Raw genomic sequence first — 14,807 nt, 5'->3', positions numbered from 1 at the left:
CGTGCCGCGCCTCTCCTCGCCGTGCGCAGGCGCGAGGCCGCCGGCACCGCCGCAGCGGAGCGGACCCGAGGACCCATGCCACCGTCCGGACCGACGGGCTGCCGTGCATCACCGGACGGAGTTGGATGGGCTGGGGGCCTTGATTGCCGCTGCGCCGGTCCTCCCGGCCCGCCTGGCGATGGCGCCGCCGGCCTGGGTGCCCGTGCCGGTCCGCAGCCTCGGTCCCGGTGGACCCGAGCCGGCCTGTCTGGCGCGCCGCGGCCGGCCCGCCGCGCCCGAGGACCTGTTGGCGCGCGACTGCCCCGTGCTGCGCTGCCGCGGGCGCCTCACCGTCTGGCCCTTCCGGACGGCGACCGGGCTGCAGCCCCTGGCGGTGCACGGCATCGCCGCCACCGGCAGCGCCGAGGCGCTGCGCGACCTGCGGCTGGCCAGGCTCGGCATCCTCCGGGTCCGCGCCTCCGTCGTCGCCCGCGGCATCGCCGAGGGCCGGATGGTGCCGCTGGCCGAGGCCGAGCGTGCCTTGAGGGAAAGTTCCAGTCGGGGCGGCGACGACGCTGGAGGCGCACCGGCGGCGACGACGCTGGAGGCGCACCGGCTGCGACGGCGCCGGCAGCGCACGGCCCGTTGCCCTTCGACCTGCGAAAATCACAGATTGCGTAACAAAAAACTTCAATGAGATACTATTTCGGTAACATCGAATGGCGTGGATGTTCAGCCTCGTTGTCGGGGCAGCCCTCGGCATGGTGTCCGTGTTGCTGCCCGCGGCCCTGGCCCACCTGACCAGGAAGGAACTGGGTATCATCATGCTTGCCGGTGCCGTGGTCGGCATCGCGCTGGCCGTGATCCCATGAGAAGGGGGCTGACGTGTTCTGGAAGGCGGCCCGGGCCTTGCCGAACCGGCGATGCGCGTCCCGGAAGCGCTTCCAGCCGCTGGCGTCTCGGCGGGCTTCGCTCGCTGCGCCCTTCCCTTGCAGGCTTGGCCGCATCGCAGCTTGCCCGCACACTCCCGGCAAACTCAGACTGGGAGTGAGACCGTGCCCGATCTTCCCATGCCGGTTGCCGCCCCGGTGGCGGCGCAGCCCACCGGCCTCGACGCGATCGTCATCGGCGCCGGCATCGCCGGCATGTACCAGCTTTACCGCCTGCGGCAGCTGGGCCTGACCGTCCGGGTCTTCGAGGCGGGGACCGGCGTCGGCGGCACCTGGTACTGGAACCGCTACCCCGGCGCCCGCTTCGATCCCGAGAGCTACACCTACGGCTATGCCTTCGACGAGGCGCTGCTGCAGGACTGGAACTGGTCCGAGCATTTCGCCGCCCAGCCGGAGACGCTCCGCTACCTGAACCACGTGGCGGACCGCTTCGACCTGCGCCGCGACATCCGCTTCGAGGCCCGCGTCGCCCGCGCGCAGTTCGACGAGGCGACGCGGGAATGGGAGGTGGCGCTGGAGGGCGGCGAGCGGCATCGCGCCCGCATGCTGATCACCGCGATCGGCCCGCTCTCGGCCGCGACGCTGCCGCGCATCCCCGGCATCGGCGAGTTCCGCGGCACCTCCTTCCACACCTATCGCTGGCCGCATGATCCCGTGGACTTCACCGGCAAGCGCGTCGCGGTCATCGGCACCGGCGCCACCGGCGTGCAGGTGATCCAGACCATCGCGCCGCAGGTCGGCCAACTGACGGTCTTCCAGCGCACGCCCAACTGGTGCACGCCGCTGCACAATGCCCCCGATCACCGAGGCGGAGCAGGTGCGCATCAAGGCCAACTACCCGCAGATGTTCCGAGCTGCTGCGGCGGACCCCCGGCTGCTACATCCACGATACCGACCCGCGCGGGACCTTCGAGGTGACGGAGCAGGAGCGCGAGGCGTTCTGGGAGAAGCTCTATTCGGAGCCCGGCTTCGGCATCTGGATGGCGAATTTCCGCGACGTCCTGACCGACCCCGAGGCCAATGCGCTGTTCAGCGACTTCATCGCCCGCAAGATCCGCCAGCGGGTGAAGGACCCCGCCACCGCCGAGGCGCTGATCCCCAAATGCCACGGCTTCGGCACCCGGCGCGTGCCGCAGGAGACCCGCTTCTACGAGGTCCTTCAACCTGCCGCATGTCTCCCTGGTGGACACGCGGCAGACGCCGATCGAGCGGATCACCGAAACCGGCATCCGCACCAGCGGGGCGGAGTACGAATTCGACATCATCATCTATGCCACCGGCTTCGACGCCATCACCGGCAGCTTCGACCGGATCGACATCCGCGGCACCGGCGGCCGGCGCCTGAAGGACCACTGGGCGGAGGGACCGAAGACCTATCTCGGCCTGATGTCGGCCGGCTTCCCCAACCTGCTGACCATCGTCGGCCCGCACAATGCCTCCACCCGCTGCAACATCCCGCGCTGCATCGAGCAGAACGTGGACTGGGTGACCGGCCTGCTGCGCCACATGCAGCAAACCGGCGCGACGCGGGCCGAGGCGACACCGGAGGCCGAGGCCGAATGGTCGGCGCATATCGAGGAACTGGCCGAGGGCATGCTCTACACCCAGGTGGATTCCTGGGCGACCGGCATCAACCGAAACGTCGAAGGCAAGACGGTCCGCCGCATCCTGCAATACCAGGGCGGCGCGCCGCAGTACCGGGCCCGCTGCGACGCGATGGCGGCCGACGGCTATGCCGGCATGCTGCTCGACTGACCTGCTGGCCGGCTGACCGGCATACGACGCTGGAAAGCCGGAGCCTCCCCGGCGCAGGATGGGGTGCCCACCGGCGAGGCGCCGGCCTCGGGCCAATCCTGCCCCAGGGAGGCAACCATGCTCGACAGACGCTCCGTCCTCGCGGCGGCCGGCACCGCGCTCGCGGCGCCCCGCATCGGCCAGGCGGCCGATGCCACCGGCATCACCGCGACCGAGATCCGCATCGGCAACACCGCGCCCTATAGCGGCCCGGCCTCGGCCTACGGCACCATCGCGCGCTGCGAGGCCGCCTACTTCAAGATGGTCAACGAGCAGGGCGGCATCGCCGGCCGCAAGATCAATTTCATCACCTACGACGACGGCTACAGCCCGCCGAAGACGGTCGAGCAGGTGCGCCGGCTGGTCGAGCAGGACAAGGTCGCCTGCCTGTTCCAGAACATCGGCACCGCCGCCAACAGCGCCATCGTCCGCTATGCCAACCAGCGCAAGGTGCCGCACCTGTTCATCGGCAGCGGCGCCGACAAATGGGGCAATTACCAGGACACGCCCTGGACCATCGGCTGGCAGCCGAGCTACCGGACCGAGGCGCAAATCTACACCAAGCACATGCTGGAACAGGCGCCGAAGGCCCGCATGGCGCTGCTCTACCAGAACGACGACTTCGGCAAGGACTACGTCACCGGCGTGCGGGACATCCTGAAGGACCGCTTCGAGGCGATGGTCACGACCGCATCCTTCGAGGTGACGGACCCGACCATCGACAGCCAGGTGCTGTCGCTGCAGGCCACCGGCGCCGAGGTGCTGCTGACCGCGGCGACGCCGAAATCTGCCGCCCAGGCGATCCGCAAGGTCTACGACATCGGCTGGAAGCCGGCGCTGCACTTCCTCACCAACGTCTCGATCTCCGCCGGCGCGGTGATGATCCCGGCAGGCGGGGAGAAGGGCACGGGCATCATCACCTCGGCCTATCTGAAGGACCCGACCGACCCCACCTGGCGCGATGACGCCGGCATGCAGGACTGGCGCGCCTTCATGCAGCGGCACTATCCCGAGGGCGACCTCACCGATGCCGGCAACGTCTTCGGCCATGGCATCGCCGCGACCATGGTGCAGACGCTGCGGCAATGCGGCCGCGACCTGACGCGGGAACGGCTGATGCAGGAGGCCGCCCACCTCAAGGCACTGGATCTGGCGGTGCTGCTGCCCGGCATCCGCGTCGATACCTCGCCGACCAACTACCACCCGATCCGGCAGATGCAGCTGGCGCGCTGGACGGGCACGACCTGGAAGCGCTTCGGCCAGGTGATCGAGGGCGCGACGGTGAGTTGACCGCGGCCGCGTTGGGCCGTCCTGCCGCGCTGTCATCACCGCCTCGCGCGGCTTTGACGGCGCGGCGCGAGGCAACCCCGGCGTCAGCGGCGCGCTGCTGCACCGCACACCGGAATGCCACGGGATATGGACGACGGGCCGCCAGCGAAACGGCATGGGTCAGGAACCGAGCATACGAGGGACGAAGACCGCCAGGACGAGGCGCCCGCCTCGCCCTGGCGGCGTCGGCTACTGATCGGCGGCGGCGCGCTCGCCGGAGTTCTTCTCCTGGCCGGCGGCGGCTGGTGGTGGTGGCAGTCGCGGCTCTGGGAGTCGACCGACGATGCCTTCCTCGAGGCGCATGTCACCCGGGTGGCGCCGCAGGTCGCCGGCCGGGTGGCGGAACTCCTGGTCGACGACAACCAACGGGTGGAAGCCGGCCAGCTCCTCCTCCGCATCGACCCACGCGACTTCGAGGTAGCGCTGCAGAATGCCCGCGCCCGGCATGGCAGTGCCGCGGCGCAGGTGGCCGAGGCTGGCGCGCAGGTCGCGGTCCGCCGCGCCGCGATCGGCCAGGCCCAGGCAAACGTGGTGATTGCCGAGGCGGATCTGGAGAATGCCGAGACCTCGCTCCGCCGCTTCCGCAGCGTCGATCCCCGCGCGGTGACGCAGCAGGCGCGCGACGATGCCGAGGCGCAGTCGCGCAGTGCCCGCGCCCGGGTGGAGGCGACGCGGCAGGAGGTCGCCGCCGCCGAGGCCCAGGCCGCCGCCGCCGAGGCGCAGCGCCGCGCCGCCGAAGCCGCGCTGCGTGAGGCGGAGGCGGCGATCACCAATGCTGAATTGCAGCTGTCCTATGCCAGCATTGCCGCGCCGGTAGCCGGCCGCATCGCCAATCGCGGCGTCGAGACGGGCAACTACGTCACGCCCGGCCAGGCGCTGCTCTCGGTGGTCGAGCCGACGGTCTGGGTAACGGCGAATTTCAAGGAGACGCAGCTGCGGCAGATCCGTCCCGGCCAAGCCGTGGATGTGAAGGTCGATGCCTATCCCGACCCCGTGCTGCGCGGCCGGGTCGACGGCATCCAGCGCGGCACCGGCGCGCGCTTCTCGGTGCTCCCGGCGCAGAACGCGACGGGCAACTACGTCAAGATCACCCAGCGCGTGCCGGTGAAGATCGTGCTGGACGACGACCGCGTGCGCGACCTGCCGCTCTCGCCCGGCCTCTCCGTCGTGCCCAGCGTGCGGGTGCGCGACTGATGGCCGACCTGCCGCGCTCGGCGGCGGGCGACCGCTCCCCCTGGCTGATCGCCAGCATCGTCTCGATCGCCACGTTCATGGAGGTGCTCGACACCACCATCGCCAACGTCGCGCTGCGCCACATGGCGGGCGGCGTCGGCGCCAGCCAGGACGAGAGCACCTGGATCCTGACCACCTACCTCGTGACCAATGCCATCGTCCTGCCGGTCTCCGGCTACCTGGCGACGGCGCTTGGCCGCAAGCGCTTCTACATGGGCTGCGTCGCGCTTTTCACCCTTGCCTCGCTCGGCTGCGCGCTCTCGCCCAACCTTGGCATGCTGCTGGTCTTCCGCGCGCTGCAGGGGATCGGCGGCGGCGGCCTGGCGCCGGTCGAGCAATCCATCCTCGCCGATACCTTCCCGCCGGAGAAGCGCGCCGGCGCCTTCGCCCTCTATGGCCTCACCGTTGTGACGGCGCCGGCGATGGGTCCTGCGCTCGGCGGCTGGATCACCGACAATTACTCCTGGCACTGGATCTTCCTGATCAACCTGCCCTTCGGCGCGCTGTCGATCTTCCTCGTCTCGGTCTTCGTCAAGGAGCCGCAGGCGGTGCGGGAAGACCGCAAGCGCTTCCTGGCCGAGGGCGGCGGCATCGACTGGGTCGGCTTCCTGCTGGCGGCCCTGGCGCTCGGCAGCCTGCAGGTGGTGCTGGACCGGGCGGTGATCGATGACGGCTTCTGGTCGCCGACGGTCTCCTGGCTGACTTTCGCCTGCGTCCTCGGATCTGTCGCGCTGATCCCCTGGGAGCGCCGGCAGGCGCGGCCCGCGGTCGATGTCCGGCTCTTCGGCCACCGCTCCTTCCTCGCCGCCAGCCTGATCATGTTCCTGGTCGCCTTCACCCTGTTCAGCACGACGCAGCTGCTGCCGCAGCCGACGCAGGAGCTGATGGGCTACGACGCGACCACTGCGGGGCTGACGCTCGCGGTGGGCGGGATCGGCACCATCTTCGTCATGCCCATCGCCGGGCGGATCACCGGCCTGGTGCAGCCGCGCTGGGTGATCATGGTCGCGCTGCTCTGGTCGGGCGGGGCCCTGCTCTACGCAACCCGCATCGAGCTGGGGATGTCCTTCTGGGACGTCTCGACGCTCCGCATCCTGCAGGCGGTGGCGCTGCCATTCCTGTTCGTCCCGATCACCACCGCGGCCTATATCGGCCTGCCGCCGGACAAGACCAACGACGCCAGCGCGCTCATCAACCTGATGCGCAATCTCGGCGCCTCGGTCGGCATCTCCGTGATGAACGCCGCCGTCACCCACGGCGCGCAGTTCCACCAGAACCGGCTGGTCGAATCCGCGCGCGACACCAACCCGCTCTGGGTGGAGCATCTGCGGCAGACCGAGCAGGCGCTGCGCAATGCCGGCGTCGGTGGCTGGGAGGCGTCGCAGGCGGCGCTGTCGCAACTGGCCGGGCAGGTCCAGGCCCAGGCGCAGGTGCTCAGCTACATCGATGCCTTCTGGCTGCTCGGCATCGCCGTGCTGGTGCTCTGGCCGCTGGTCTTCCTGATGCGCGACCTGCCGAAAGGGGCGAAGCCGAGTGGCCACTAGACCGATGAAGACGCTTGCCCCGCTGGCTGCCCTGCTCCTCTCGGCCTGCAATGTCGGCCCGAACTTCCTGAGCCCCAGCCCGCGCGCGCCGGAGTCCTGGAGCCGCGCGGCGCTCGACGCCCCGGCCTATGCCCGCAGCCGGGCCGAGGCGCGGGCGATCGATGCCGCGTGGTGGGAGAGCTTCCACGACCCGACCTTGACCTGGCTGGTCACCTCGGCCGAGGACGGCAACCCCGACATCGAGGAGGCGACCTCCCGCATCGCCGAGACGCGCGAGCAGCGGCGCGTCGCCTATGCCGGCTTCTGGCCGACGCTCGATGCCTCGGCTTCCGACACGCGGCTGCGGATCAGCGAGAACAGCCCCTTCGCCTCGATCGCCGGCGGCCGCGCCTCGGTCGGCGGCCAGCCCAACGCATCGCAGGGCATCGCCATCCCGACCGGGCCGAAGCCCGGCCTGACCATCTACCAGGCTGGCTTCGACGCGGCCTGGGAGCTCGACATCTTCGGCCGGACGCGGCGGGGGTGGAGGCGGCCGAGGCCGATATCCGCTCGGCCGAACGGCTGCTGGACAATGCGCGGCTGTCGCTGCGAGCCGAGGCGGCGCGGGCCTATCTCGAGCTGCGCGGGCTGCAGGCGCGCCAGGCGATCGCCCGGCAGAGCCTTCGGCTGCAGCGCGACAACGCCGCGCTGACCCGGTCCCGCGCCGCCTCCGGCTTCGCCACCGAGGTCGACGTCGCCAATGCCAATGCGCTGGTCGCCAGCACCGAGGCGACGCTGCCGCAGCTTGACGCGCAGGTCACCCAGGCGACCAACCGGCTGAGCCGGCTGCTGGGGCAGGAGCCGGGGACGCTGGCCGACCGCCTGGCGGCGCCCGCGCCGCAGCCGCCGGCGCCGCCCTCGGTCGCCATCGGCCTGCCGGTCGAGACCATCCGCCGCCGGCCGGACGTCGCAGCGGCCGAGGCCGCGCTCGCGGCGCAGACCGCGCGGATCGGCGTCGCCACGGCGCAGCTCTACCCGAGCCTGCGCATCAACGGCTCGATCGGCCTGCAATCCGGCAATACCGCCAACCTGTTCGAGGCGGCGAGCCGATTCTTCTCGATCGGCCCGGCGCTGATCGTGCCGATCTTCGAGGGCGGCAGGCTGCGCGCGCAGATCCGGCTGGAGGAGGCGCGCCAGCGCACCGCCGCGGTGGTCTGGCGCCGCACCGTGCTGGACGCGCTGCACGAGGTGGAGAATGCGCTGGCCGCCTATTACGGCGACCAGGGGCGGCGCGACGCGCTGCGGCGGCAGTCGGTCGCGGCGCGGCAGGCGGCGTCCCTCGCGCGCACCCGCTTCACCGCGGGGCTTGGCACCTTCCTCGAGGTGCTGGACGCCGAGCGCACCCGGCTGGCGGCCGAACTGGCGGTGGCGGAGAGCGCCGCCGCGGGTCTCGACCGACCTGGTCGCGGTCTACAAGGCGCTCGGCGGCGGCTGGGAGCCGAGGGGCGGATAGGCAAGGCCGCGGAGGAAAAGCATTCCCGCGCCCGACCCCTTTTCGCGGTAAGTCCGGCGGCAGCGGCGGAGCGGGGGCCGGACAGGAAAGATCGACGAGCGGTCCGGGGAGCATATCTTCTCCCCGAGCTTCCTCCCGGGAAGGGCGCCGCTACATCTCGACCCGCGTCCCAAGCTCCACCACCCGCGCGGTCGGGATGCCGAAATAGTCGGTCGCGCCGACCGCGTTGCGCGCGAGGAAGGCGAAGAGCTTCTCCTGCCACAGCGGCATGTCCGGCTGCATCGAGGGCACCGGCACCTCCCGCCCGAGGAACCAGGAGGCCCCGGCGGGGTCGAAGCCCAGCGCCTCCTGCCGCTCACCCAGCGCGTGCATGACGCAGGGTTGCTCGGCGAAGCCGAAGCGCAGCAGCACCCGGCGGAAGCCGCCCGCCATCGGCTCGATCGAGAGGCGCTCGGCCTCCGGCACCCGCGGCACGCGCTCGCCCTGCACGGTCAGCAGCACCACCTGCTCATGCAGCACGCCATTGTGCTTGAGGTTGAGCGAGAGCGCGGCCGGCACCACCTCCCGCCGCGTGGTCAGGTAGATCGCGGTGCCGGGGACGCGCTGCGGACCTCGCGTCGTGCCGAGCTTGGCGAGGAAGGCGGTGAGCTTCGCCGCATCCTCGTCCCGCCGTTCCAGCAGCAGGGCGCGGCCGCGGATCCAGATCAGCACCAGGGTCAGGATGATCGCCGCCACCACAAGCGGGAACCAGCCGCCGCCGGGGATCTTGTGCGCATTGGCGGCGACGAAGCCGATATCCAGCAGCAGGAACCCACCCGCCACCGGCAGGACGGCCGCCAGCGGCAGGCCCCAGCGCCCATGCGCCACCAGCCCGACCAGGATCGTCGTGACCAGCATGTCGCCGGCGACCGCAATGCCATAGGCATTCGCCAGCGCTTCCGAACTGCGGAAGCCGAGCACGAGTGCCAGCACCGCGGCGCAGATCAGCCAGTTGATCTGCGGCACATAAACCTGGCCGGCGGTCTCCTCCGAGGTCTGGCGGACCTCCAGCCGCGGCAGCACGCCGAGCTGGATCGCCTGCTGCACCAGCGCGAAGGCGCCGGAGATGACCGCCTGGCTGGCGATGACGGTGGCGCAGGTCGCCAGCGCCACCGCCGGCAGCAGCAGCCCGCCGGGAAACAGATGGAAGAAGGGATCGGCGGCGGCGGCGGGGTCGGCCAGCACCAGCGCGCCCTGGCCCAGGTAGTTCAGCACCAGCGCCGGCAGCACCACGGCGAACCAGTCGAGGCGGATCGCCTGCCGGCCGAAATGGCCCATGTCCGCGTAGAGCGCCTCGCCGCCCGTCACCGCCAGGAAGACGCTGCCGAGCGCGGCGAAGCCGCCGCCGCCCTGGGTGATGGCGTGCAGCGCATGGCGCGGGTCGATCGCCGCCAGGATCCCCGGCCGCCCCAGCACGTGCCAGATACCGGCCAGCGCCAGCACCGCGAACCAGGCCGCCATGACCGGGCCGAACAGCTTGCCGACATGGCCGCTGCCGCGCGCCTGGATCAGGAACAGCCCGGCCAGCACGACCAGCGCGGCGGGGATGACATAGGGCTGCAGGAACGGCTCGGCCACCGCCGCGCCCTCCACCGCCGAGAGCACGGAGATGGCCGGGGTGATCATGGCGTCGCCGAAGAACAGCGAGGCCCCGGCGAGGCCCACCGGCAGCAGCACCGACCGCAGCCGCCCCGCCTCGGGCAGGGCGAGGGAGAGCAGGGCCATGGTCCCGCCCTCGCCGTCATTGTCGGCGCGCATGACGAAGACGACGTATTTCACCGCCACCACCAGGATCACCGCCCAGAGGATGAGCGAGACGACCCCCAGCACCGCCTGGTCCGCCGCCATGCCATGCGTCGCCGCGGTGCGCAGGCTCTCGCGGAAGGCATAGATCGGGCTGGTGCCGATGTCGCCGAAGACCACGCCGAGCGCGCCCAGCAGCAGGGCGCGATGGGCGGGGTGCTCGGCCACGGCCGGGGTGGAGATGGCGGCGGTGCTGCCCGACATGCGCGGAGCTTCCCCATGGTTGCAGCGGCAACGCGGAGAGGGCGGCAAAGGTTACTCCGGCAGGATCTCGGCCTTCAGCGGCAGCGGCGCACCCATCCAGAGGGCGTGGCTTGTGTGGTCGGCGCGCTGCCGGCCGGTTTCCGGGTGGAGCAGCACCGACAGCGCCCCGCGATGCAGCGACATCCAGGGGACCAGGCTGGGGAAGAGCTTCGGCGCGAAGGCCACCTGGTACATCGCCGCGGTATGCGGCCCCACCGGGACATCGTGCCAGCGGCCGAGCACGGCGTCCGGGAAGCCGGCGGCGATGCCCTCGCGCAGTGCCGCGGCCGCCGCCCGGGTGGTGGCGGGGTCGTAGTAGACATGCGCGTGCCAGCCGGAGATGGGCAGGTCCATGACGGCAGCCTCCGCCCGCGGCCCGGCCCTGGTCAAGTCACAGCGTGGCGGCGAGCAGCGCGGCCAGGCGCGCGTAATCCGCCGGCGCGTTGTAGGCGGCGGCCGAGACGCGCAGCCAGAAGCTGCCATCGATGGCTGCGACCGGCGCATCCGTCCCCGCCGCCAGCAGCCGCGCCCGCAGCGCGACGGCCGCCTCCCGCGTCGCCGGTCCGGGCAGGGGAGGCGGATCGCTGCCATGCTGCCGGCCATCGCCGGCTGGGCCGCGACTTCTGTCCCCAGCCGTGCCGCCAGCATTGCGCCGGCCTCCAGCGCCAGGGCGCGGTTGCGCGCCATCAGCGCCGGGCCGCCCAGCGCCTCCAGGAAGTCGATCGCTGCGGTCACCGCCAGGAAGGCGCCGGGGTCGCGCGTGCCGGTCCAGTCGAATTCCGCGAGATACCCCTCGCCGAGCCCGTGCGAGAGGATATGGGCATGGGTCTCGGCCCGACGCTGCGGCGCGGTCCAGAGGAAGGCGCAGCCCTTGGGCGCCATCAGCCATTTATGGCAATTGCCGGCATACCAGTCGACGCCGAGCGCGGCGACCGAGAGCGGCATTGCCCGGGCCCATGCGCGCCGTCCACCAGCACCGGCACGCCGCGCGCCCGGCAAGCGGCGACCATGGCCGCGATCGGCAGGACCAGGGCGCTGGGGGAGGTGATGTGGTCCAGCACCGCCAGCCGGGTGCGCGGGGTAATCGCAGCGGCGACCGATTCGGCAACCGCCTCTGGCGCCGGCCGCGGGAAGGGCAGGGGGCATCGACGATCCGCGCCCCGGCACCGGCCGCGACATGCGCCGCGGCCTTCCGCACCGCGCCATAGGCATGGCTCAGCAGCAGGATCTCGTCGCCCGGCGCCAGCGGGACCGAACGCAGCACGGCGTTGCAGGCGGCCGTCGCGTTGTCGACGAAGCCGAGCCCATCCGCGTCGCAGCCGAGAAAGCCGGCCAGCCGTGCGGCGGCGGCGCGGAGGGCCGGGGTCAGCACCTCCACCATGAAGCGGCTCGGCTGCGCCTCCAGCCTTGCCCGCCAGTCCGCCTGCGCCGCCAGCACCGGCCGCGGCGTCGCGCCGAAGGAGCCGTGGTTGACCGTGAGGAAGCCGGGGTCGAGGGCAAATCCGGCGCGGATGTCCTGCATGCCGGCATCAGACGGCGCGCGGCGGGCACACGGCAAGCCGCTTTCGTGGCAGGATGCCGAGATGATCGACCTGGCGGCCTATGGCGGCCTCTTCCTCGCCGCCCTCGGCGCCGCGACCATCCTGCCCTTCCAGTCGGAGCCGGTGCTGGTTGGCCTGCTGCTGGCCGGCGGGCAGCCGCCCTGGCTGCTGGTGCTGGTCGCCAGCATCGGCAATGTGCTGGGGGCGGTGGCGAATTGGGTGCTGGGTCGCTGGATCCATCGCTGGCGCGACCGGCCCTGGTTCCCGGTGAAGCCGGCGCAGCTGGCGCGGGCGGAGGCCTGGTACCGGCGCTGGGGCTGCTGGTCGCTGCTGCTGAGCTGGGCGCCGCTCGGTGGCGATGCGCTGACCGTCATCGCTGGCGTGCTGCGCGAGCCGCTCTGGGTCTTCCTCATCCTCGTCACCATCGCCAAAACCGGGCGCTACATCGTGCTTGCGCTGCTGACGCTCGGGCTTACCTGAGGCATGTTGCTTGTTCGCTCCCGTCACGGGTGGTAGCGAATCCCGGGGGAGGGGCAGCATGCCGGATATGCAGAGCGATGGCCGACCGCATGCCGTGGTCATCGGCTCGGGCTTCGGCGGCCTCGCCGCTGCGGTGCGGCTGGGGGCGCGCGGCTACCGGGTGACGGTGCTCGAGAAGCTCGATGCCCCGGGCGGCCGCGCCTATGTCTTCCGGCAGGACGGCTTCACCTTCGATGCCGGCCCCACCATCATCACCGCGCCCTACCTGCTCGAGGAATCAGTGGCAGGTCGCCGGCCGGCGGCTGGCGGACGACGTGGACCTGCGGCCGGTCGATCCCTTCTACAAGATCCGCTTCGATGACGGCGAGACGCTGGCCTGCCATGCCGACCTCGATGCGATGCGGGCGGAGGTCGCGCGCATCTCGCCCGAGGACGCCGCGGGCTTCGACCGCTTCATCCGCGACAGCGAGAAGATCTACGACATCGCCTTCACCCAGCTGGTGGACCAGCCCTTCCACAAGCTGGGGACGCTGCTGACTTCGGTGCCGGACCTGGTGCGGCTGCAGGGCTACCGCACGGTCTATCGCAAGGTTTCGGACTACTTCCGGCACCCCAAGCTGCGGGTCGCGTTCAGCTTCCACCCGCTGCTGATCGGCGGCAACCCGCTGACCACCACGGCCTATTACTGCCTGATCGCGCATCTCGAGCGCACGCATCGTGTCCACTACGCCATGGGCGGCATGGGCGCGCTGGTGCAGGGGATCGTCGGCCTGATCCAGGGCCTCGGCGGCACGCTGCGCTACGAGGCGGAGGTGGCGCGGATCGAGGTGGCGAACGGCCGGGCGACCGGGGTGACGCTGGCTTCCGGGGAGACGATCGGCGCCGATGTCGTGGTCTCCAACGCCGATGTCGGCTGGACCTATTCGAAGCTGCTCGGCCACCATCCGCGCAAGCGCTGGACCGATGCGAAGGTCGAGCGGGCGCGGTATTCGATGAGCCTCTTCGTCTGGTATTTCGGCACGAACAAGCGCTTCGACAGCGTCTACCACCACACCATGGTGCTCGGCCCGCGCTACGAGGCGCTGCTGCGCGACATCTTCACCCGCAAGCACCTGTCCGAGGATTTCAGCCTCTATTTGCATCGCCCCAGCATGACCGACCCGTCGCTGGCGCCGCCGGGCTGTGACAGCTTCTACGTTCTGGCGCCGGTGCCCAACCTCGGCAGCAGGACGGATTGGGCGGCGCAGGCGGAGCTCCTATCGCGCCGCCATCCAGCGGCGGCTGGAGGACACCGTGCTGCCGGGCCTCGGGCGGCACATCGTCACCTCCCGCGTGTTGACGCCGCAGGATTTCCGCGATCGGCTGCTGAGCGTGAACGGCGCCGCCTTCTCGCTCGAGCCGCAGCTGTTCCAGAGCGCCTGGTTCCGGCCGCACAATGTCAGCGAGGAGGTCGAGGGCCTTTACCTCGTCGGCGCGGGCACGCATCCAGGCGCGGGGTGCCCGGGGTGATCTGCTCGGCGAAGATCCTGGACGAGGTGGTGCCGGCGCCGGGGGCGCTCATCCGCCGCCAGGGCGGCAGGCCGCCCTGGCGCGTTGTCCTGCGAAGCGGATTCACGCCTTCGGGCGGTTCTCCGCCCTTCGGCGATCCTATTCAGGCCCTTGCATGGCGCGGCGAGGCCGCAGCGCGCGCCCGGGTCTGCGCGTCGATCTTCCGCCAGTGCCAGAGGATCAGCCCGATCCCCGTGCTGAGCGGGATCGCCCACATCACCGGGTTCAGCGCCAGCTTCGGGATGATCCGCACCGAGCCGAAGGCCATGAAGGCCGTGTAGACCGAGATGCCGGCGCCGACGAGCGCCTTCACATGTTCCTTGAGCCAGTCCATCGGGCCCGGCCGCGGCTTGTAGAGGAACCAGAGATTCGTCAGCCCCGTCGCCACGCCCACCAGCGAAATGCCCACCATCAGCGGCATGCCGATCAGCCAGCCCTGCAGCGCGCAATTCAGCGCCGCCAGGATCACCAGCGGCTGCAGCGTCAGGTTGCGCCATTCGCGCCCCTTCTCCCGCCGCCGGCCGTTCTTCACCGCCAGCCAGCCATACCAGGCGAGGTTGATGGTGAGGATGCCCATATGCAGCATCATCCAGCCGAAGATGCCGCGGATGAAAGCGGCATCGAACCGCCCGGTCAGGTGCGGGTGCGTCTCCATCGGCGCGGCCAGGGTGAAGAGGCTCATGCAGATCGCCAGCGTGCCGGTGATCAGCATTGCCACCGTGAAGACCCGTCCGGCCTTGCGATGCGTCTCGCCTCCCTTGCGGCCAATGACCGGCACCCAGAAGGCCACCGCGCCGGCGGTTCCGGCGAGGATATGGGCGGCGATCAGGAC

Annotated in this window: 13 protein-coding genes and 1 pseudogene; 11 read left to right on the top strand and 3 right to left on the bottom strand. The window is 71.1% G+C overall.

What is annotated here, in order from left to right; genetic code table 11:
• Nucleotides 1–178 precede the first annotated feature (178 nt).
• The 8 genes and pseudogenes from ACQ86J_RS04985 to ACQ86J_RS04950 form a co-directional block, all read left to right on the top strand.
• Nucleotides 179–676, top strand: coding sequence for a LysR substrate-binding domain-containing protein (locus tag ACQ86J_RS04985; protein ID WP_431270249.1), 498 nt, complete (start codon nucleotides 179–181; stop codon nucleotides 674–676).
• A 31-nt stretch (nucleotides 677–707) separates the two neighbouring features.
• Nucleotides 708–851 (top strand): hypothetical protein, encoded by a 144-nt coding sequence (locus tag ACQ86J_RS04980; protein ID WP_431270248.1) that lies wholly within the window; start codon nucleotides 708–710, stop codon nucleotides 849–851.
• A 183-nt stretch (nucleotides 852–1,034) separates the two neighbouring features.
• Entirely contained in the window at nucleotides 1,035–1,847 is an 813-nt protein-coding gene (locus tag ACQ86J_RS04975) for a flavin-containing monooxygenase (protein WP_431270247.1), read from the top strand.
• A gap of 264 nt (nucleotides 1,848–2,111) precedes the next feature.
• Nucleotides 2,112–2,684, top strand: coding sequence for a hypothetical protein (locus tag ACQ86J_RS04970; protein WP_431270246.1), 573 nt, complete (start codon nucleotides 2,112–2,114; stop codon nucleotides 2,682–2,684).
• Between the two features lie 117 nt (nucleotides 2,685–2,801).
• Nucleotides 2,802–4,013, top strand: coding sequence for an ABC transporter substrate-binding protein (locus tag ACQ86J_RS04965; protein ID WP_431270245.1), 1,212 nt, complete (start codon nucleotides 2,802–2,804; stop codon nucleotides 4,011–4,013).
• A gap of 114 nt (nucleotides 4,014–4,127) precedes the next feature.
• Nucleotides 4,128–5,246, top strand: coding sequence for an HlyD family secretion protein (locus ACQ86J_RS04960; protein WP_431270244.1), 1,119 nt, complete (start codon nucleotides 4,128–4,130; stop codon nucleotides 5,244–5,246).
• Nucleotides 5,246–6,829, top strand: a complete 1,584-nt coding sequence (locus tag ACQ86J_RS04955; protein ID WP_431270243.1) for a DHA2 family efflux MFS transporter permease subunit — start codon at nucleotides 5,246–5,248, stop codon at nucleotides 6,827–6,829. Before ACQ86J_RS04960 ends, ACQ86J_RS04955 begins: the two co-directional genes overlap by 1 nt.
• 168 nt (nucleotides 6,830–6,997) lie before the next feature.
• Nucleotides 6,998–8,188: pseudogene (locus ACQ86J_RS04950) on the top strand (efflux transporter outer membrane subunit); the annotation flags it as partial.
• Between the two features lie 283 nt (nucleotides 8,189–8,471).
• Here ACQ86J_RS04950 and ACQ86J_RS04945 read toward each other — a convergent pair.
• From ACQ86J_RS04945 to ACQ86J_RS04935, 3 genes are read right to left on the bottom strand one after another with little or no spacing between them, the layout of a single operon-like run.
• On the bottom strand, nucleotides 8,472–10,367 hold the full coding sequence (locus tag ACQ86J_RS04945; protein ID WP_431270242.1) for a potassium transporter Kup: 1,896 nt from the start codon (nucleotides 10,365–10,367) through the stop codon (nucleotides 8,472–8,474).
• 51 nt (nucleotides 10,368–10,418) lie between these two features.
• Nucleotides 10,419–11,351, bottom strand: coding sequence for a DOPA 4,5-dioxygenase family protein (locus ACQ86J_RS04940; RefSeq protein WP_431270241.1), 933 nt, complete (start codon nucleotides 11,349–11,351; stop codon nucleotides 10,419–10,421).
• Entirely contained in the window at nucleotides 11,296–11,928 is a 633-nt protein-coding gene (locus ACQ86J_RS04935) for an aminotransferase class V-fold PLP-dependent enzyme (RefSeq protein WP_431270240.1), read from the bottom strand. The genes ACQ86J_RS04940 and ACQ86J_RS04935 overlap by 56 nt, the downstream gene beginning before the upstream one ends.
• Here ACQ86J_RS04935 and ACQ86J_RS04930 point away from each other — a divergent pair.
• The 3 genes from ACQ86J_RS04930 to crtI are packed head-to-tail and all read left to right on the top strand — an operon-like array spanning nucleotide 11,927 to nucleotide 14,256.
• Nucleotides 11,927–12,427 carry a YqaA family protein gene (locus ACQ86J_RS04930; RefSeq protein WP_431270239.1) on the top strand — a complete coding sequence of 167 codons (501 nt, stop codon included), beginning with the start codon at nucleotides 11,927–11,929 and terminating at the stop codon, nucleotides 12,425–12,427. The two genes, ACQ86J_RS04935 and ACQ86J_RS04930, sit on opposite strands and share 2 nt — an antisense overlap.
• Nucleotides 12,428–12,485: 58 nt before the next feature.
• Entirely contained in the window at nucleotides 12,486–12,788 is a 303-nt protein-coding gene (locus ACQ86J_RS04925) for an NAD(P)-binding protein (RefSeq protein ID WP_431270238.1), read from the top strand.
• Nucleotides 12,742–14,256 carry a phytoene desaturase family protein gene (gene crtI, locus ACQ86J_RS04920; RefSeq protein ID WP_431270237.1) on the top strand — a complete coding sequence of 505 codons (1,515 nt, stop codon included), beginning with the start codon at nucleotides 12,742–12,744 and terminating at the stop codon, nucleotides 14,254–14,256. The genes ACQ86J_RS04925 and crtI overlap by 47 nt, the downstream gene beginning before the upstream one ends.
• Nucleotides 14,257–14,807: the final 551 nt, after the last annotated feature.

The sequence above is a fragment of the Dankookia sp. P2 genome (assembly GCF_050632255.1).
Classification (GTDB): Bacteria; Pseudomonadota; Alphaproteobacteria; order Acetobacterales; family Acetobacteraceae; genus Paracraurococcus.
Note: the sequence above shows the minus strand (reverse complement) of the source record. Positions and strands in the feature narration are given on the sequence as shown.